Genomic DNA, 17,866 nt, shown 5'->3' on the forward strand with positions numbered 1-17,866 from the left:
CCCGCAGTGCGGGATCACGGCGACGGAGTGGCGTGGACGGCGTTGTAGAGGTCGCGCTTGGGGACGCCGGCGGACCTGGCCACCTCGGTGATGGCCTGCTTGCGCGGCACGCCCGCGCTCTCGCGCCTGGCCACCTCCTCGACCAGCTCCTCGATGCCCGGCGCGGCCTCCCCGGCGGTCCGTCCCGCCACCACCAGCGTGATCTCGCCCCTGACCTCGCCGGCGGCCCACTCGGCCAGCTCGCCGAGACCGCCGCGCCGCACCTCCTCGTAGGTCTTGGTGAGCTCCCGGCAGACGGCGGCGGGCCGCTGCGCGCCGAAGGCCTCCGCCATCGCATCCAAGGTGGCGTGCAGGCGGTGCGGCGCCTCGAAGAACACCATCGTGCGCTCCTCGGCCGCCAGCGCCGCCAGCCGCCTGGCCCGCTCCCCCTGCTTCCGCGGCGGGAACCCCTCGAAGCAGAACCGGTCGCTCGGCAGGCCGGAGACGGCGAGCGCGGTCGTCACCGCCGACGGGCCGGGCAGCGCCGTCACAGGCAGACCGGCCTCGACCGCGAGGCGGGTGAGCCGGTATCCGGGGTCGGAGACGCCCGGCATGCCGGCGTCCGTGATCACCACCACGGTCCGCCCCTCGCGCAGCGCCTCGAGCAACTCGGCGGCCCGCGCGCTCTCGTTGGCGTCGTAGTAGGACACCACGCGGCCCCCGATGACGATCTCCAGGTCGGCCGCGAGCCGTCGCAGCCGGCGGGTGTCCTCCGCCGCGATCACGTCGGCCGCGGCGAGCACCTCGCGCAGCCGTGGGGACGCGTCTTTGGGCTGGCCGATGGGGGCTGCGGCAAGAACGAGCACCCGTCCAGCCTATGGCCGGCGTGAAACATTCATCGCCGAACGGCCGGATGACCCAATCCATACGCGAGCCGTGTCCTCGGCGGGGACTCACCAGTAATCTGTCGGCGTGGCCGTGACCGACTATTCTCACAAGGCGTTCGAGCAGCCGGAAGAGGGGCCCCGGGACAAGACTCCCGCGGTCTCCCTGCGCGACCGGCTCGTGCCGCCCATGCCCGGCAGCGCCATGTGGGGCTGGCTCGGCCCCATCCTGGTGGCCGCCTTCGGCGGGTTCCTCCGGTTCTACCGGCTGGGCACACCGCACTCGGTCGTCTTCGACGAGACGTACTACGCCAAGGACGCCTTCGCCACCGTCAAGTACGGCGTCGAACGGCAGTTCGTGGAAGGCGCGGACAAGCTCCTGCTCGCCGGCAACGAGCACATCTTCAAACAGTGCGGCTCGGTGGGCGAGTGCGCCTCCTACGTGGTGCACCCGCCGGCGGGCAAGTGGCTGATCGGCCTCGGCGAGCTGATCTTCGGGGCGAACCCTTTCGGCTGGCGTTTCACCGCCGCGGTGCTCGGCACGCTGTCCATCCTGATCCTCGCCCGCACGGCCCGCAGGATGACCCGCTCGACGCTGCTCGGCTGCGCGGCCGGCCTGCTGCTGTCTCTCGACGCCCTCCACTTCGTGCTGTCCCGTACGGCCCTGCTGGACATCTTCCTGATGTTCTGGGTGCTCGCCGGGTTCGCCTGCCTGGTCGTCGACCGTGACCGGGTCCGCACCCGGTTCGCCGACTGGCACGAGGCGGGGTCGCCCGCGGAGGGACCACGGCTGGGCCTGCGGCCCTGGCGCCTGGCCGCCGGGGTGTGCCTCGGCCTGGCCACGGCCACCAAGTGGACCGGCGGCTTCTACATCGTCGCCTTCGTGATCATGACGTTGCTGTGGGACGCGGGCGCCCGGCGGGCCGCCGGACAGCCCCGGCCGTACGGCTCGGTCGTCCGCCGCGACCTGCCGCTCGCCGCGGCGTGGATGGCCGTCGTCCCGGTCTTCACCTACCTGCTGTCGTTCACCGGGTGGTTCGTCACCGACAAGGGGTACGGCCGCAACTGGGACCAGGCCACCTCGAACGGCCCGGTCTACTTCGTCATCGACTCGCTCCGCTCGTGGTTCGACTACCAGAAGCAGGTGCTGACCTTCCACACCGGCCTGGAACAGAGCCACACGTACCAGTCGGAGCCCTGGCAGTGGCCGCTGCTGCTGCGCCCGGTCGCGTTCTTCTACGAGTCGCCGAAGACCTGCGGCACCGCCTCCTGCTCCTGGGCGATCCTCGGCACCGGCACCCCGATCATCTGGTTCGCCGGCCTCATCGCACTGATCGCCATGATCGCCTGGTATGTCGCGACCCGCGACTGGCGCGCGGGCGCGGTGCTGCTCGGCTACGCCGCCGGGTGGCTGCCCTGGTTCTACTTCGCCGTGGCGGACAACCGGACGATGTTCATGTTCTACGCCATGCCGCTGGTGCCGTTCATGATCCTGGCGATCGTGCTGGGCTGCGGGCTGATCATGGGCAGGGAGGATCCGGCCCGGCCCAACCGGCGGGTGGCCGGCACGGCCGTGGTGGGCGCGTTCGTGCTCCTGGCGCTGGTCAACTTCGGCTGGCTCTATCCCGTGATCGCCGCCGAGGTCATCCCGTACGACTCCTGGCACGCGAGGATGCTGTTCGACTCATGGATCTGATGCCGGCTCTCGAGGGCTGAACGCGCACGGCGAGGCAAGGCATGCACGCGCACGCACCCTCAAGCGCCGACGGCTCCTTACCCCCGTATCGTTGGGCGCATACCGTCAGGTGCACCGAGAGGGGGGGTCGCGAGTGATGCCGGGTCGTCGTCAACGATGGGGTCGATACGGCAGACTTCGGGTCATGCCCGCACCTGACGTCGCCGCGCTCCTCGCCCAGCTGGAGCGCTCCGAGCCGGACATCGCCGAGTCCGCCCGCGTCGCGGTCGAGTGGCTCGCCGGCGGCGAGGCGCTGGAGACCATCAGCCAGTTCGACGTGTGCGAGTTCCTCTGGTACACGCTGCCGATCAAGGTGCCGGGCGACCAGGCGACGATCGCGCGTGCCCTCGGCGAGCTGCTCAGACTCGCGGGCATGGAGCGTTACGCCGCCCTGTGCGACTCCCCCGCCACCGCCCGGATCCTGCAGACGTACGCCAGGGAGGGCGAGGAGGCCGGGGCCGCGGCCTACCACCGGGAGCTGGAGGCCACCGGGGTGCTGCCCCCGGACATCGCCGAGCTGTCGTGGAGCTCGATCATGGGACCGGAGGAGCTGGGGGCGCACGTCGCCTGCGCGGCCGCCCTGGAGCTCGCCATCGTCGCCGGCGACCCGGTGGACAGGGAGGAGCTGACCCGCCGCTGGCTCACCACGCCCCGCGCGGAGCTGGGCGGCGACTGCTGGCTGCACCGGGTCCACGGCGAACGGCTGAACCGCTGGGTGCTCGGACGGGGCAACGCCCGGCGGGAGCTCGCCCAGCCCTTCGAGGTGCGGCTGCACGCGCCGATCGCGGTTCCGGACGAGCCGCATCTGGAACCGCTGCGCTGGCTGCTCGGCCTGGCCCGCACCGGGGTCCGCCTGACCGAGCGGCTCAACGTCGGGCGTGCCGTGGCCGTCGAGGCGGCCGACCGGTTCGGCTGGGCCAATCGGGCGAGGTCCGGGGCCGTACGCGGGGAGAACGACGTGCCGGCCCTCACCGAACTGCGGCAGATCGCCCTGCACGATCTCGGGGCGCTGCGGCGCAGCGGCCGGAGGCTGGTGCTCACCACCACGGGCAGGAACCTGCTCGACGACCGCGCCGCCATGTGGGAGGCGGCCACGCCCACGCTGCTCGTTCCCGCCCCCGGGGAGCACGATTACGAGGTCTCCATCCGTGAGTCGGCGCTGATGATCCTGGCCGACGCCGATGTGGTGCGGGACGGCGACCTGCGCGACCGGGTCGCCGAGGTGGTCAACGGCGAGGGCTGGCGCACGACGGACGGCGACCGCGTCGGCGGGGCGGACCTCACCGGACCGCTCGCCCGGCTCCGCCACCGCCTCGACGCCCTCGGCCTGGAGGCCTCGTCGCGGGAGCCCGGGGCGTTGGGCCGCGATCGCCGGACTACGGCCGGAGCGCCCGGGACCACGTCCGGAACGCCGGAGGCCGCGGGCCGGGCGCCCGTGACGCATGCCCCGGGCAGCGGGCCGTGGCGGCTCACGACCGCCGGGCGCCGGGCCGCGCTGGCCGCGCTGCGCGCCCAGGCCCTGCGCCCCCGCCAGTACGCCGGTCTCGGCTGACCCCGGCGGGGTCCTCCCGGCCGGCTGTAGGCGCAGATGGGGCGGCCCGCGGCGCTGCGACTTTCAGGCGCGGCCTTCGAGGACCTCCAGGTAGTGGGCGTTGTACATCATCCCCAGGATGTTGCCGAACGGGTCGGCCACCGAGGCGGTGACGAAGCCGGGGCCGCGCTCCGTCGGCGCCTCGTGCTGCGTGGCGCCCATCGACAGCAGCCTGCCGAGCGCCGCCGTGAGGTCGTCGACGTGCCAGTAGACGACGGCCCCCGTCGGTTCCGTCGTCGGGTGCGGCGCGTAGCGCCGGTCGGCGAAGCCGAGTTCGTGCTGGTGGTCGCCGAGGCGGAACTCCGCGTAGGCGACCCGGCCGTCCGGGCCCTTCCTCTCGAAGTACGCCTCGGCGCCGAGCACCTCCGCGTACCAGCGCGTCGCCTCCTCGACGTCGTCGGCCCAGAAGGTCACGGTCGTCAGTCCACGCAGCATCGGTCGTCCCCTTTCGTCGATCTCTCGTCGATGGGGGAACGCTAGAAGGCATTGCGGAACATACGGTTCCTCAATGAACGGGAGACTGTCGTCATGCTGGAGACCTCCGTACGGCTGCTGCGGTTGCTGGCCCTGCTCCAGGCGCGACCCGGCTGGTCCGGCGCCGACCTGGCGAACCGGCTCGGCGTGACCACCAGGACCGTACGCAACGACGTCGAGCGGCTGCGCGTCCTGGGCTACGAGATCCACTCGGCCACCGGCACGGCCGGCGGATACCGCCTGGGCGCGGGGTCGGCCCTGCCCCCGCTGCTGCTCGACGACGAGGAGGTCGTCGCGGTGGTCGTCAGCCTGCAGGCCGCCGCGGGCAGCACCGTGACCGGCATCGAGGAGACCTCGCTGCGCGCGCTCACCAAGCTCCAGCGGATGCTGCCGTCCCGGCTGCGTCACCGGATCGAGGCCGTGCGCGCCGCCACGGTCGCGGTGCCGGGACACGGCCCCACCGTGGATCCGGACACGCTGACCTCGATCGCCGCCACCATCCGCGACCGCGAGACGCTGCGGTTCGACTACCTCGACCACCGGGGAACCGAGAGGCGCCGCACGGCGGAGCCGCACCGGCTCGTGTTCACCGGGCGACGCTGGTATCTGCTGGCCTGGGACGTCGACCGCCGCGACTGGCGGACCTTCCGCGCCGACCGCGTGCGGCCGCGCTCCCCGAACGGCCCCCGCTTCACCCCGCGGGAACCGCCCGAGGGAGACGCCGCCGCCCACGTCGTACGCGGAGCGGGCTCGTCCGCCTGGAGGCACAGGGCCGTCGTGCGGCTGCACGCCCCCGTAGCGGTCATGGGCGCGCGGCTCACCGCCGCGGCCGGGCTGCTGCGCGCCGACGGGGAGGACGCCTGCGTGCTGGAGACCGGCGGCGACTCACCGCACGACCTCGCGACCTTCCTCACCTCGCTCGACGTGCCCTTCACCGTGCTCGATCCGCCCGAACTACGCGCTCACCTGCGTACGCTCGCCGATCGCTACCGGGCCGCGGCGGCGGACGGCGTCTAAGGCCACGCCGGACCCGGCATCCCGCCGTCCGGAGCGTCGGCGCGCTCCGGCGGAGGCCGGGCCTGCCACGACGACACGGAAGGATCTTCGGCCTGTACGAGACGGACTTGCCGGCGGTACAAAGTGATCGTGACGAAGCCGCGTGGGAACTACGGTGTGGACGCTCCGGCCGTGCTGACCGGGCTGACGGTGGGCGGGGTCCTGGAGACTGCGCTGGCCGTCTGGCTCTTCGCCATCGGCTGGGTCGTCCCGGCGGTGGTGCTGCTGATCGGCGGCGGCGTGCTGATCATCGGCGCGGCGCTGTTCGCGCACACCACCCTGCGCGGCAAGTTCCGCGTGTGGGACGCGGAACTCGACCGGCTCGGCCTGTCCGGTGACGAACGCGTCCTCGACCTGGGCTGCGGCCGCGGGCTCGTCCTGCTCAAGGCGGCGGCGCGGGTTCCCGGCGGCGCCGCGACCGGGGTGGACCTGTGGACGCACGATCAGTCGGGCAACAGCGGCGAGGCCACCCTGGCCAACGCCCGCGCCGAAGGCGTCGCGGACCGGGTCGCGCTGGTCACCGCCGACGTTCGCGGCCTGCCCTTCCCTGACGCCACGTTCGACCTGGTGGTGTCGAGCCTCGTCGTGCACAACATCACCGACGCCGAGGGGCGCGCCAGTGCCGTACGCGAGGCGTTGCGCGTGCTGAAGCCGGGCGGCAGGCTGCGCCTGGCCGACATCAGGAACGCCCACCGCTATGCCGAGGTGCTCCGCGAGTGCGGGGCCGCCGACGTCCACGTGTACGACCTCGGCTGGCGGTTCTGGTACGGCGGGCCCTACCTCAAGACGTCCATGGTCGCGGCGACCCGCGCTCATTCGGGAGACATCACCTCGTAGAGGTTGCGCGCCGCGTCGACGAAGAACAGCCCGCGCGGGCACAACGGGTGATCGATGCGGCCGTTGTCGGGATGGGCCGGATCGCTGCCGTAGGGCACTGCCTCCTCCCGCAGGCGGCCCAGGATCCGGTCGAACGTGGCCGGATCGACCTGGAAGGCCAGATGTACGCCGGCGGGGTTCTCCACGGTCATGAAGTCCAGGGTCAGCGTGTCGTTCACCCGTACGGGCGCGAAGTGGCCGTTCCGGCCGGCGGGCGGCAGCACCTCCAGCCCCATGATCGAGGCGAAGAACCGGGCCGCCTCACGGTTGTCGACGGCCGGGACGATGGTGTGGTTCAGCGTGATGGTCATGCCGGGCCCTCCGGGCGTCCGAAAGCGCCGTGCAGAAGGATGTCGACGAGCTCCTCCGACGTGGGTTCCGCGCCACCGAACGCGGAGCGGGGACGGGTGAAGAGCATGCCCAGGAAGACCGAGGCGACCTTCTCGGGCTCCAGGCGCAGCGCCGCCCGATCGGGTTCGATCAGCTCGACGATCGCCTCGTGGGTCGCCTTCGTCGAGGCCTCCCTGCCGCCCGAGGGCGGCCGCTCGTCGGCGGTCTGCCGTTCTCCGAGGCCGCGCCCGCGACGGTGGCCGGTGCCGTGCAGGGCTCCGATCACCGTCCCCATCCGTCCCAGGTGGGCGTGCAGGGCCTCGGCCGCCTGTGTCAGCCGGTCGGCAAGCGGTTCGTCGAGGGAGATGGAGGTCAGCTCGCGCAGCACGTGACTGGGATTCATCGCCTCGGTCAGGCACGCGTCGAGCAGTTCGTCCTTGTCGGCGAAGGCTCGGAAGACGGTGCCCTCACCGATGCCGGCGGCCTGGGCGATCTGACTTGTGGTGACCGCGGCGCCGTGCTCGGCGACCAGCGGAAGCGCCGCGGCGACGATCATCGCCCTGCGCTGCTCGGTGCTCATCGCCGGCGCTCGCCGGCGGGATGTCGTGTCTGCCATGCCCTCAAGATTACGGAGTGAGCACTCACTCCGTCAATGGCATTCCAACTCCCGTACATGTATGACGCGAAGCCACCTCTGCTCCTCGGCCATCGGGAAGTGCTCCTTGGACATCGGAAAGAGGCCCGCCAGGTGGACACCTGACGGGCCTGCGCCGTGGTTGGGCTACGGGATTCACGCCCTCGCACCACGCGTGCTCATACGGGTATCGGGACGTGGCTCACGGCGTGAACCCCGTACGGATTCACGGGCTGAGACGGTGCAGGTCGCGCGGGAAGAGGGTGGTCTGGCGGACGTTGGCGGCGCCCGTCAGGCGGGCGGTCCAGCGTTCCAGGCCGATGGCGAAGCCACCGTGGGGTGGCAGCCCGTGGGCGAACGCGGCGAGATACCCCCGGTACGCCTCCGGGTCCTCGCCCCGGCCTGCGAGCGCGGCCAGATAGTCGGCGTGACGATGCAGCCGCTGGCCTCCCGTCACCAGCTCCAGTCCTCGGAAGAGCAGGTCGAAGCTGCGCGAACACTCCGGCCTGCCCGGGTCGGGATGGGTGTAGAAGGGACGCTTGACCATCGGGTAGCCCGTGACGAACAGGAACTCCGATCCGTGTTCGCGCAGTGCCCACTCCCCGAGCCAGCGTTCGTGCGCGGGAGCCAGGTCTGGTTCGCCCCGCGGGTCCTCGCCGGTGTGCCGGGCGAGGAGTTCCTGCGCGTCGGTGAAGTGAATCGACGGGATCTCCTCCGGCACCTTCGGCACGTGGATTCCCAGAAGACAGACGGCGGCCCCGGCGCGCTCGGCGACGGCCGCGTGCATGCCGCGCAGGGCCCGCGTGAGCACCGCCATGACGTCGCGGTGGTCCGTGATGAAGCCCAGCTCCGCGTCGAGGCTCGTGTACTGCGCCAGGTGCCTGGCGGTGTCGTGCGGTTCGGCCCGGAACACCGGCCCGACCTCGTAGACCCGCTCGAACACCCCGACCAACGTCTGCTTGAAGAACTGCGGAGACTGGGCCAGGAAAGCGGGCTTGCCGAAATAGTCGATGCCGAACACGTTGGCGCCGGACTCGGTCGCCGAGGCCACGATCTTCGGCGTGAACGTCTCGACGAACCCGAGCCCGTCCAGGGCGGCCCGGAATCCGGCGACCCCCGCGGCGGCGATGTCGAACGATGCCCGCAGCCGGGGATGCCGCAACGTCACGGACGCGTGGTCGAGGATCGTGGGCAGCGCACCGGCGACAACGGGCCGGTACAGGTCGAACGGCGGTGACCCGACCGGCGTGGACAGCACGTCGATGACCGGGTCGACCAGTTCGGCCCCGCCGGGGGCCTGCGGGCTGGCGGCGACGGTCCCGGTGACCTCGACGACGGTTTCCTCGGCCAGGTGGACCGGTTCGCGCAGCACGATCTGGGCGAGTCCGGAGCGGTCCCTGATCACGAGGAAGGACACGGACTTGAGCTCGCGGCGGCGGTGAAGCCAGCCGGCGAGGCGGACACGGTGGCCGACCTGCGCGGGCAGGTCGGCGGCGAGCGTACGAGAGATCATCACGTTCCTTGAGGAATATGAGCGATCCCTTGGGAGTGCGGGGGAGAAGGGGACTCCCGGTGCCACCGCACTTTCGCCGCCGCCTCGGCGGCGGCCTCATCCTGGCCCGGTCACGGGGGCCGGCCGGCGGGGCATTGGGCGGTCTCGCCGTTCCTCCCCGCACTCGGGAGGGTCTTCGTCGCCGGGACGCGAGACCGCCTTCGCAGCTTCCGGCGGCTCTCTGACTCGCGTGATCCCGGAACTACTCGTCTCCGTCATCGCGTTGCGCCTCATCCTACGATGATCACCAGGGGCCGGCACGCATTTTCACGGCGGCGAGGTCACTCCAACTCTTCGGCTTCCTCCGATCGCCCCAACGCCCGCAGCACGATCGCCAGGTTGTTCCGGCTGACCAGAGTGGACGGGTGCTCCTTCCCCCACACCCGCAGGCAGATCTCCAGCACCGCCCGGTACTCGGCCGCCGCCTCCTCCAACCGCCCCAACGCCTCCAGCGCGCCCGCCCGGCGGCTTCGGGTGATCAGCGTGTCCGGGTGTTCCTCACCCAGCGCCCTCCGCCGTACCTCCAGCACGGCGCGGAACTCGGCCTCGGCCTCCGGCAGCCGGTCCAGCGCCTCCAGCACGATCGCCAGGTTGTTCCGGCTGACCAGCGTGTCCTTGTGCTCCTCACCCGAGACCCGGCGGCTGATCTCCAGCACCGCCCGGTACTCGGCCGCCGCCTCCTCCAACCGCCCCAACGCCGCCAACACGCCCGCCAACTCGTTCCGGCAGATCAGCGTGTCCTTGTGCTCCTCACCCGAGACCCGGCGGCTGATCTCCAGCACCGCCCGGTACTCGGCCGCCGCCTCCTCCAACCGCCCCAGCGCCACCAGCACGCCCGCCAACTCGTTCCAGCTGAGGAGCGTGTTCCCGTGCTCGTCACCCAGCACCCGCCGCCGCGCCTCCAGCACCGCCCGGTACTCGGCCGCGGCCTCCTCCAGCCGCCCCGACTCCTTCATCGTGTACGCGAGGTTGTGCCGGCTGATCAGAGTGGAGGGGTGCTCCTCACCCACCACCCGCCGCTGTATCTCCAGCACCGCCCGGCGCTCGGCCTCGGCCTCGGCCTCCGTCAACCGCCCCAGCGCCTCCAGCACGCTCACCAGGTTGCTGCGGCAGACCAGAGTGGACAGGTGCTCCTCACCCAGCACCCGCCGCTGCATCTCCAGCGCCGCCCGTTGCTCGGCCTCGGCCTCCTCCAACCGCCCCAGCGCCTTGAGCACGTTCGCCAGGTTGTTCCGGCAGGTCATAGTGGACAGGTGCTCCTCACCCAGCACCCGCCGCTGCGCCTCCAGCACCGCCCGGTACTCGGCCTCGGCCTCCTCCAACCGCCCCAGCCCCCGCAGCACGTTCGCCAGGTTGCCCCGACCCTCCAGCGTGTCCGGGTGCTCCTCACCCAGCACCCGCCGCTGCACCTCCAGCACCGCCCGTTGCTCGGCCTCGGCCTCCTCCAACCGCCCCGACGTTGCCAGCGCACCCGCCCAGTTCTTCCAGCTGACCAGCGTGTCCGGGTGCTCCGCACCATCGTCGGCCCAGCGGACATACATCTCCTGCAGGAACCCTTCGGCGGCCAGGGGGTAGCGTCCCTGGTCCCACAGTCGACTGGCCACGGCTTTGAGACCTGGTGCATCGGCATGGCCGATGATGACCCGGACGATGTGGTCGGGCACCTGCGTGGTGAGTGCGATCTGTCGCTGACAGCGGTCGGCCAGGTAGCCGGACACCTCCACCTTCGCCTCATCGCCGGCTACCGGTTGAAGGAGGGCGGTGGCGGACCCGCGCTGCCGGGTCGCCCATGCCCAGGCCTGCTCCAGCGGTTCCGGCCGGAGCCGCTGTCCGCCGCGTCGGTCGAGATGGTCCTGATGCAGCTCCTCCAGCAACGCCTTCGGAAGGGGAGACGGGTAGCCGGCGCGAAGACAGTCGACAGCGGCCGCCACCAGAGCCACACCGCGAGGGTTACGGTCGTCCGCCCAGGGTTCGTCATAGGCATCCTGCGAATCCGGCCCCGCCGTCAAGAACTCGGCGATGCCGTACTCGCTCGCGTGATCCAGCGCATCGGCGATCCGCTCGTCGGCCACCTGTGATCGGGCTCTCTCCAGCTCCGCAGGGCTGAACAGCCGCTCGAGGCGGATTCGCTGCGCTTGCTCCAGCACCTGGCCGGCCTGTTCACGCAACTCCCTCTGGCCGGCGTCGGCGTCGGCGGGCACCTGCGCGAGCTGATCCTCCTCGGCGCTGCGCAGCGTGGCAACGATCGCCTTGTGCCCCCTGCCACCCACGATGCGGGCGATCTGCACGGGTGTGATCGCGCCTGAGCGGAGAAAACGCTCCAGGTCGTCCAGCCACAGAACCGCGCGCCGGGATCGAGCGATCCGGTCGACGATCGCGGCCATCACGTCCTTGCCGATGTTCTTGTCGCCCGGCACAAAAAATTCATGACCGGAAAGCCGGGCCTGCACGGCTTCAAAAGCCGTCCGCGATTTACCCGCCGTAGAGTCCCCGATCAGGAGCACGAACCCGCCCCTGCCGAGACAATCACGGAGCTCGGCATCGACATCGCGCCGTACATAGACCGGCACCCGTTCCGGCTGCGAGCCTGCCACCGCAGCCGCAGCGCAAGGATGGACGCCCAATGCCAGCGGGTCACGCACCTGGCGCACCTTCGGCACCCGGCCCGATTCGAGCGTCAGCAAGCCGTCGGCAACCGTGAACCGCTGCTCGTCGCCATGCTGCGCCAGCCTCATGAATGCGGCGATTCGGCCCTGCCTCATCCCGCGCCTCCGGCCCTCGCGATCTTCTTAATGTCAGACCCCGATAAATCACAGGAAAACGCAATTCACACGACCGCGCCAGTCCTTTTTTAAACCATCTCCTCCCGGTCTGTCGCGTGGCTCGCACGGTCGTACCTGCGGGGCTCCAGCCACCTGCGAACCTCGGCTCACGCGATCACTTCGGAGCCGAACGCCGGAGACGCAAGAAGATCACGACCCGGGGCCGACCGGCCGCATGCCCCTGAGCAGCGAGAACCACGGCAGGTAGGCGGTCATGACACCTGACCCCTGACTGCTCTCAGCAGCAGGAACGAGGCGGTAGCCGAACCGGCGAACCTTGGCGGGGAACGGCCCGGGCACGTGGCGGCACGGCCATGAGCAGCGAAAAGGCCCGTCAGGTGGATCACCTGACGGGCCTTCGTCGTGGTGGAGCTATGGGGATTTGAACCCCAGACCCCTTCGATGCGAACGAAGTGCGCTACCGGACTGCGCTATAGCCCCAACGACCTCGACTAGATTAGCAAACTCTGCGGGGTGTTCGCGCCACCGCATCAGTCTCCGGCCGCGCGTCGTCCGTCGGCGTACTGGTCGAAGACCTGGACGCGCTTGCGCGCCTCGAACTTGATGATCTCCGCCTCGCGGGCTGCCGCGGCCAGGGCGCGGCGGCGTTCCCGCCGGCGGCGCAGGTGCTCGGCCCGCGCCAGGGCGGCCCTCTCCCGCTGCTCCCTGTCAACGCGTACGGCCACACGCAGCACGATGAGATAACCGACGAGGAGCACACCCGAGGGCGCGACCGCCCACCAGGGCATCACGCGGACGGCCGCGGTGACCACGGAGGCCAGCACGAGCAGGATGCTCCACAGGAGCCGCCGCCGGCGCCGGGCGAGGATCCGGGCACGCCGGTGGGCGGCGACACGGCGGGCCCGTGCGTGCCGCTCCGCCGCGACCTGGTCCGCGGCGCCGGCCTCGGCGCCGCGGACCGCCGTGGAAGACGGAGCGGGATCGGCGGATTCCGCGGACGTGGCCGGGGGCGTGATGACGGTGTCGGCATCGCCCCCGTCCGCGTCACCGGCGCCGTCGAGGCTCTCGGCGGCATCGTCGGAGCCGGTTTCCGCGTCGTCGGCGGCGGGCGGCTCGGTCAGCGTGAACGCCTCGCCGGGCTGCTCCTCGAAGAGATCGTCGTCGGTGTGCCGATCACGGCGCAGCCACATGGGCAGCAGGACGCTGAGCCACATGACGACGATGGCGAGATAGAGCAGGGCGCTACCCATGCGCCCACCCCCGCACCGCCGTACGGACACGTCTGCGGGCATGGTGAACACGTCCGTGGACCTGTGTCGGCGGAGAGGTGTTCACGTCACGCACGGTAGGACTGCGTGTCGCTGAATGACGAGTATTCAGTCCGGTGTGTCGCGAGATCGTCAAAGCTCTTCGTGTAATTCGATCCCGAGGATTCCGCGTGGTCCTCACGGACCACGCGGCTCACGGGCTCGACCGGCCGGGTCTCGCGGCCTTCCCGGGTAGTCCGGCCCGCACGATCAGGGCCCACGCAATCAGGGCCCGGCCACCAGGGTCGAACGATCCGGGCCCGGGCGGTCGGCCGGCCGATGTGCTGCGGGAGATCAGCCCTCGAAATACACCGTGGCGAACCGGTACCAGGTCTTGCCGTTCTCGTCCCCGTAGTGCATACGACCGGTCATGACCTTGCCGGGCTTCGCCTGCCAGTTGTGGCTGCTCTCCGTGTACTCAGCGCTCGTGTCCCCGTCGATCAGCGTCACCTGCCGCCCCTGCCAGTACAGCGCGGCGGTGCGGTACCTCGTGTCACCGTTCTCGTCGCCCTGGTGCCACCTGCCGACGATCACCTGGTTGTTGGGGGCGCTGTAGTCGGACCTGCTCTCCCTCTGCGGAGTCGTCCAGTCTCCGGAGTGCACCTCGACCTGCTCACCGTTGATCAGGATCCGGCTGCAGTAGTAGATGGTCTGCCCCCTCTCGTCGCCGGAGTGCGAGCGGCCGGTGAGCACCTGGTTCGGCGGACAGGTGACCTGGATGCCGGTCGATTCCCACACCGGCCGGGTCGAGACCTGTTCCACCTTGATCGTCACCGCCGCCGAAGCGGGTGCGGCCATGGTGGCGGCCGACAGAGCGGCGGCCACGGCGACGACGGACAGAGCCTTGCCGTACGTCCTCATCATCGTCTGTTCCTTAACTAGTGGAGTGATGCGCACGGCGGCGAAGATCGAAGAGAGTCCGGCCGGGTATTCCCGGGTGCCGATGCACACGGGAATGGTCAGGTTCGGCCGGTTGCGCCGCCGGCGCGATGGTCGGTCGCCGCCCCTACGACGTGAGCGGCAGTGGCGGGGTCAGCCCGCGACGGTCACGGTGGCGAACCGGTACCAGGTCTTGCCGTTCTCGTCCCCGTTGTGCTTACGGCCGGTCATGACCGTGTTCCCCTGCGCCTGCCAGTCGTGGTTGCTCTCTTTGTACTCGCCGCTGATGTCCCCGTTGGCCAGCAGCACCTGCCGTCCCTGCCAGAAGATGGTGGCGGAGCGGTACCTCGTGTAGCCGTTCTCGTCGCCTTCGTGCCACCTGCCGACGACGGCCTGGTGGTCGGGGGCGCTGTAGTCGGCCTTGCTCTCCTTCTGGCGGGTGCCCCAGTCGCCGATGTACACCCGGGCCTGCTCCCCGTTGATGAGGATGAAGCTGCAGGTATAGGTGGTGTCCTGCATCTCGTCGCCGTGGTGCGAGCGGCCGGTGAGCACCATGTTCGTCGGGCACGTGATGGGGTTCAGCCACTCGATCACGGTCTCGGTGTGGGCGGGGACGATCTCGATCTTCACCGCCGCGGCGGACGCGGGTGCGGGTGCCACCGTGGTCGCGGCCGCCGACGCGGCCAGAGCGGCCGCTGCGATGGATAACGCCTTTTTCCTCATGTGGGTGTCTCCCCGTGATGCGGTTTCGCTTACGGCCACGAAGCATCACGGGGCCCACTGGTGATCCACTTGTACGTCGGTTGCGGCGGCGGCGAGGGCGTGCACCGCCCGGACCCGCGTCTCGAGGCGCACGGATCTGTCGGCAGAACGCTCTGACGATCCGCTTGTGACTCGGTTGCAACGGCGGCAGGACAGCTTTCGTGGCTATCCGGGGCTTGACTCGCTGCGGCGGGCGGCCGAGTTCATGGTGCGGCGCCATTGGACGAGCAGCCCGCGCGGCACGTCCTCGACGGTCAGCGCGTAGCAGATGTGGTCGCGCCACGCGCCGTCGATGTGCAGTTGCCGCCGGCGGATGCCCTCCTCACGGAACCCGAGCTTCTCCACGACCCTGCGACTGGCGTGGTTCTCCGGCCGGATGTTGGCCTCCAGCCGGTGTAAACCGGTCGTGAAGAAGCAGTGGTCGACAGCCATGGCGAGCGCGGTCGGAGTGATGCCCCGACCGGCCAGCGCGCCGTCGATCCAGTAGCCCACCTGGGCGGAGCGGGCCGAGCCCCACACGATCGCCCCCACGGTGAGCTGCCCGGCGAACCGTCCCTCGTACGTGACGACCCAGGGCATGGCCATCCCCTGGCGTGCCTCGCGGCGCAGCGTGCCGACCATCGAGACGTACGGCCCGAGACCGGTGCGGAACAGCGGGGTCTCGGGGTTGCTGGGCTCCCAGGGACGGAGCCATTCGGCGTTGCGCAGGCGCGTGTCGCGCCAGTCCCGCACGTCGCGCAGGCGCAGCGGCCGCAGCCCGACGGGTCCCTCGGCCATGGACGCCGGCCAGCCGCGAAGTCGATCCATTCGTCAATCATCCACCGGAACACGGTCAACGCGCCACGCGGGACGCGCCTCATCCTCAGCGGGCTCAGCGGGCTCCTCAACCGGCATGGTCGCCGCCGTGGATCTGGTCGACGACATGGCCCAGGATCGGGGTCAGCACGGCCATGCCGTCCCGTACGCCTCCGGAGGACCCGGGCAGATTGACCACCAGCGTCTTCCCGGCCTGCCCGGCGAGGCCGCGCGACAGGATCGACGTCGGCACCTTCTCCCGGTTGACCTGGCGTATCGCCTCGGCGATGCCGGGGATCTCCCGGTCCAGCACGCGCGCGGTCATCTCAGGGGTGAGGTCGAGGGGCGTCACCCCGGTTCCGCCCGTCGTGACGATCACGTCGTAGCCCGCGGCGACGCCGTCCCGCAGCGCGGCCTCGACGGCGTCACCGTCGGGGACCACGCGGGGCCCGTCCACCTCGTGGCAGCCCGCCTCCCGCAGCAGGGAGGCCAGCAGCGGCCCGGAGCGGTCCTCGTAGACGCCCGCCGACGCCCTGTTGGACACCGTCACCACCAACCCGCGCACGGCTTACTCCTGTCCGGAACGCGTCCAGCGGCCGGTCTTCCCGCCCGTCTTCTCCTCCACCCGGACGTCGGTGATGACCGCCGCCGGGTCCACCGCCTTGACCATGTCCACCAGGGCGAGCGCGGCGACGGTGACGGCCGTCAGCGCCTCCATCTCGACGCCCGTCCTGTCGGCCGTACGGACCCGGGCGGTGATCTCCACACCCTCGTCCACGACGGCCAGGTCGACCTTCACGCCGGTCAGGGCGATCGGGTGGCACAGCGGCACGAGGTCGGGGGTGCGCTTGGCGCCCATGATCCCGGCGATCCGCGCCACGCCGAGCGCGTCGCCCTTCGGCACGTCCCCGGCGCGCAGCACGGCCACCGCCTCGGGCGACAGCAGCACGCGCCCGGTCGCGATCGAGGTGCGCGCGCTCACATCCTTCTCGGAGACGTCCACCATCCGGGCGGCCCCGGTCTCATCGACATGCGTCAGTCTCACAGTGGGATCACCTCCACCTCGGCGCCCTCGGGCAGCGAGGTCACGTCTTCGGGCACCACGATCAGCGCGTTCGCCCCGGCCAGCGCCGCGAGCTGGTGCGAGCCCTGCCTGGTCACCGGCTCGACTGTCTCGCCGGACAGCACGGCCCGCAGGTACGACCGTTTCCCCTCGGGAGAGCGCAGCGGCGCGGTGACGGTCGCGCGGACCGTCGCCGGTGGTCCGGCCGGGAGCCCCTGCATGACCCGCAGGGCCGGCTTGACGAAGAGCACGAACGACACGAACGACGAGACCGGGTTGCCCGGCAGCGTGAAGATCGGCACCTGGTCCGGCCCCACGACGCCGAAGCCCTGCGGCATGCCCGGCTGCATGGCGACCTTCTCGAACGTCACCGTGCCCAGTGGGGACAGTGCCTCCTTGACCGGCTCGTACGCCCCCATCGAGACGCCGCCGCTGGTGATCACGGCGTCGGCCCGTACGAGCTGGGCGTCCAGCGTGTCCATGAACTCCTTGGGGTCGTCGGTCACCGACCCGGCGCGGTACCCCTCCGCTCCCGCCTCGCGCACGGCGGCGGCAAGCATGAAGCTGTTGGACTCCCAGATGCGGCCCGCGCCCAGCGGGGTGCCGGGCTCGGCGAGCTCGGCACCCGTGGACAGCACGACCACCCTCGGCCGGGGCCGCACCCGCACGCGGCGGCGGCCGACCCCGGCGAGTATCCCGATCTGCGCGGGCCCGATCCTGGCGCCCTCGCGGAGCACCACGTCGCCCGCGCGCACGTCCTCCCCCGCCCGCCGGATCGCGTTGCCGAGCGGGGCCGGCCTGTCGATCCGTACGCGGACGGTGCCGCCGTCGGTCCACTCCACCGGGACGACGGCGTCGGCGCCGGTGGGCAGGGGCGCCCCGGTCATGATGCGGGTGACCAGGCCGGGACCGAGGGCGTTCAGCCCGCCGTCCCCCGCCGCCACGTCTCCGATCACGGGCAGTGTGACGGGCGCGGCGGCCACGTCCTCGGCCCGTACGGCGTAGCCGTCCATCGCCGAGTTGTCGAACGGCGGCAGCGGGACGGGCGAGGCGACGTCCTCGGCCAGCACGGCGCCGAGGGCGGCGTCGATCTCGACCTCGAGCGGTGCGAGCGGACGCACCGCCGCGAGGATGTCGGCGAGATGGCGGTCGACGGGCTTCATCGG

Annotated in this window: 17 protein-coding genes and 1 tRNA gene; 4 read left to right on the plus strand and 14 right to left on the minus strand. The window is 71.1% G+C overall.

What is annotated here, in order from left to right:
• Window positions 1–14: 14 nt before the first annotated feature.
• Window positions 15–845, minus strand: coding sequence for a 16S rRNA (cytidine(1402)-2'-O)-methyltransferase (gene rsmI / locus ACQPZZ_RS35895; RefSeq protein WP_432926443.1), 831 nt, complete (start codon window positions 843–845; stop codon window positions 15–17).
• Window positions 846–951: 106 nt separating this feature from the next.
• On the opposite strand from rsmI, the gene ACQPZZ_RS35900 reads away from it, so the two are divergent.
• Window positions 952–2,559, plus strand: a complete 1,608-nt coding sequence (locus ACQPZZ_RS35900) for a dolichyl-phosphate-mannose--protein mannosyltransferase (protein ID WP_432926445.1) — start codon at window positions 952–954, stop codon at window positions 2,557–2,559.
• Between the two features lie 184 nt (window positions 2,560–2,743).
• Entirely contained in the window at window positions 2,744–4,150 is a 1,407-nt protein-coding gene (locus tag ACQPZZ_RS35905) for a hypothetical protein (protein ID WP_432926446.1), read from the plus strand.
• A gap of 63 nt (window positions 4,151–4,213) precedes the next feature.
• Here the strand turns inward: ACQPZZ_RS35905 and ACQPZZ_RS35910 are convergent, their stop codons facing one another.
• Complete coding sequence (locus ACQPZZ_RS35910) at window positions 4,214–4,624, minus strand: VOC family protein (RefSeq protein WP_432926448.1); 411 nt, start codon at window positions 4,622–4,624, stop codon at window positions 4,214–4,216.
• Window positions 4,625–4,717: 93 nt separating this feature from the next.
• Here ACQPZZ_RS35910 and ACQPZZ_RS35915 point away from each other — a divergent pair, with 93 nt between their 5' ends.
• Together ACQPZZ_RS35915 and ACQPZZ_RS35920 are read left to right on the plus strand one after the other, a co-directional pair.
• Entirely contained in the window at window positions 4,718–5,680 is a 963-nt protein-coding gene (locus tag ACQPZZ_RS35915) for a helix-turn-helix transcriptional regulator (RefSeq protein WP_432926450.1), read from the plus strand.
• 129 nt (window positions 5,681–5,809) lie between these two features.
• Window positions 5,810–6,556 carry a class I SAM-dependent methyltransferase gene (locus ACQPZZ_RS35920; RefSeq protein ID WP_432926452.1) on the plus strand — a complete coding sequence of 249 codons (747 nt, stop codon included), beginning with the start codon at window positions 5,810–5,812 and terminating at the stop codon, window positions 6,554–6,556.
• Here the strand turns inward: ACQPZZ_RS35920 and ACQPZZ_RS35925 are convergent.
• The 12 genes from ACQPZZ_RS35925 to glp all read right to left on the minus strand — a co-directional run bounded on the left by ACQPZZ_RS35925 (window position 6,532) and on the right by glp (window position 17,863).
• Window positions 6,532–6,906 carry a VOC family protein gene (locus ACQPZZ_RS35925; RefSeq protein ID WP_363643741.1) on the minus strand — a complete coding sequence of 125 codons (375 nt, stop codon included), beginning with the start codon at window positions 6,904–6,906 and terminating at the stop codon, window positions 6,532–6,534. The two genes, ACQPZZ_RS35920 and ACQPZZ_RS35925, sit on opposite strands and share 25 nt — an antisense overlap.
• Entirely contained in the window at window positions 6,903–7,541 is a 639-nt protein-coding gene (locus ACQPZZ_RS35930) for a TetR/AcrR family transcriptional regulator (protein WP_432926455.1), read from the minus strand. Before ACQPZZ_RS35930 ends, ACQPZZ_RS35925 begins: the two co-directional genes overlap by 4 nt.
• A gap of 244 nt (window positions 7,542–7,785) precedes the next feature.
• On the minus strand, window positions 7,786–9,072 hold the full coding sequence (gene aspS / locus ACQPZZ_RS35935) for an aspartate--tRNA(Asn) ligase (RefSeq protein WP_432926457.1): 1,287 nt from the start codon (window positions 9,070–9,072) through the stop codon (window positions 7,786–7,788).
• Window positions 9,073–9,392: 320 nt separating this feature from the next.
• The gene (locus ACQPZZ_RS35940) at window positions 9,393–11,846 is read right to left on the minus strand and encodes a tetratricopeptide repeat protein (RefSeq protein ID WP_432926459.1); all 2,454 of its coding nucleotides are present in this window, start codon (window positions 11,844–11,846) and stop codon (window positions 9,393–9,395) included.
• A gap of 451 nt (window positions 11,847–12,297) precedes the next feature.
• Window positions 12,298–12,374: transfer RNA gene (locus ACQPZZ_RS35945), tRNA-Ala, on the minus strand.
• 50 nt (window positions 12,375–12,424) lie between these two features.
• The gene (gene sepX / locus ACQPZZ_RS35950; RefSeq protein ID WP_363643731.1) at window positions 12,425–13,144 is read right to left on the minus strand and encodes a divisome protein SepX/GlpR; all 720 of its coding nucleotides are present in this window, start codon (window positions 13,142–13,144) and stop codon (window positions 12,425–12,427) included.
• A 351-nt stretch (window positions 13,145–13,495) separates the two neighbouring features.
• Window positions 13,496–14,065 carry a hypothetical protein gene (locus tag ACQPZZ_RS35955; RefSeq protein ID WP_432926462.1) on the minus strand — a complete coding sequence of 190 codons (570 nt, stop codon included), beginning with the start codon at window positions 14,063–14,065 and terminating at the stop codon, window positions 13,496–13,498.
• A 168-nt stretch (window positions 14,066–14,233) separates the two neighbouring features.
• Entirely contained in the window at window positions 14,234–14,803 is a 570-nt protein-coding gene (locus ACQPZZ_RS35960) for a hypothetical protein (RefSeq protein ID WP_432926464.1), read from the minus strand.
• Window positions 14,804–15,007: 204 nt separating this feature from the next.
• Window positions 15,008–15,649 (minus strand): GNAT family N-acetyltransferase, encoded by a 642-nt coding sequence (locus ACQPZZ_RS35965; RefSeq protein WP_363643725.1) that lies wholly within the window; start codon window positions 15,647–15,649, stop codon window positions 15,008–15,010.
• A gap of 76 nt (window positions 15,650–15,725) precedes the next feature.
• On the minus strand, window positions 15,726–16,202 hold the full coding sequence (locus ACQPZZ_RS35970; protein WP_432926467.1) for a MogA/MoaB family molybdenum cofactor biosynthesis protein: 477 nt from the start codon (window positions 16,200–16,202) through the stop codon (window positions 15,726–15,728).
• Window positions 16,203–16,205: 3 nt separating this feature from the next.
• Window positions 16,206–16,682: a cyclic pyranopterin monophosphate synthase MoaC gene (gene moaC / locus ACQPZZ_RS35975; RefSeq protein WP_432926469.1), complete on the minus strand. Its 477-nt coding sequence runs from the start codon at window positions 16,680–16,682 to the stop codon at window positions 16,206–16,208.
• On the minus strand, window positions 16,679–17,863 hold the full coding sequence (gene glp, locus ACQPZZ_RS35980; protein WP_432926471.1) for a molybdotransferase-like divisome protein Glp: 1,185 nt from the start codon (window positions 17,861–17,863) through the stop codon (window positions 16,679–16,681). Before glp ends, moaC begins: the two co-directional genes overlap by 4 nt.
• Between the last annotated feature and the right edge of the window lie 3 nt (window positions 17,864–17,866).

The sequence above is a fragment of the Microbispora sp. CA-135349 genome (assembly GCF_050947365.1).
GTDB lineage: Bacteria > Actinomycetota > Actinomycetes > Streptosporangiales > Streptosporangiaceae > Microbispora.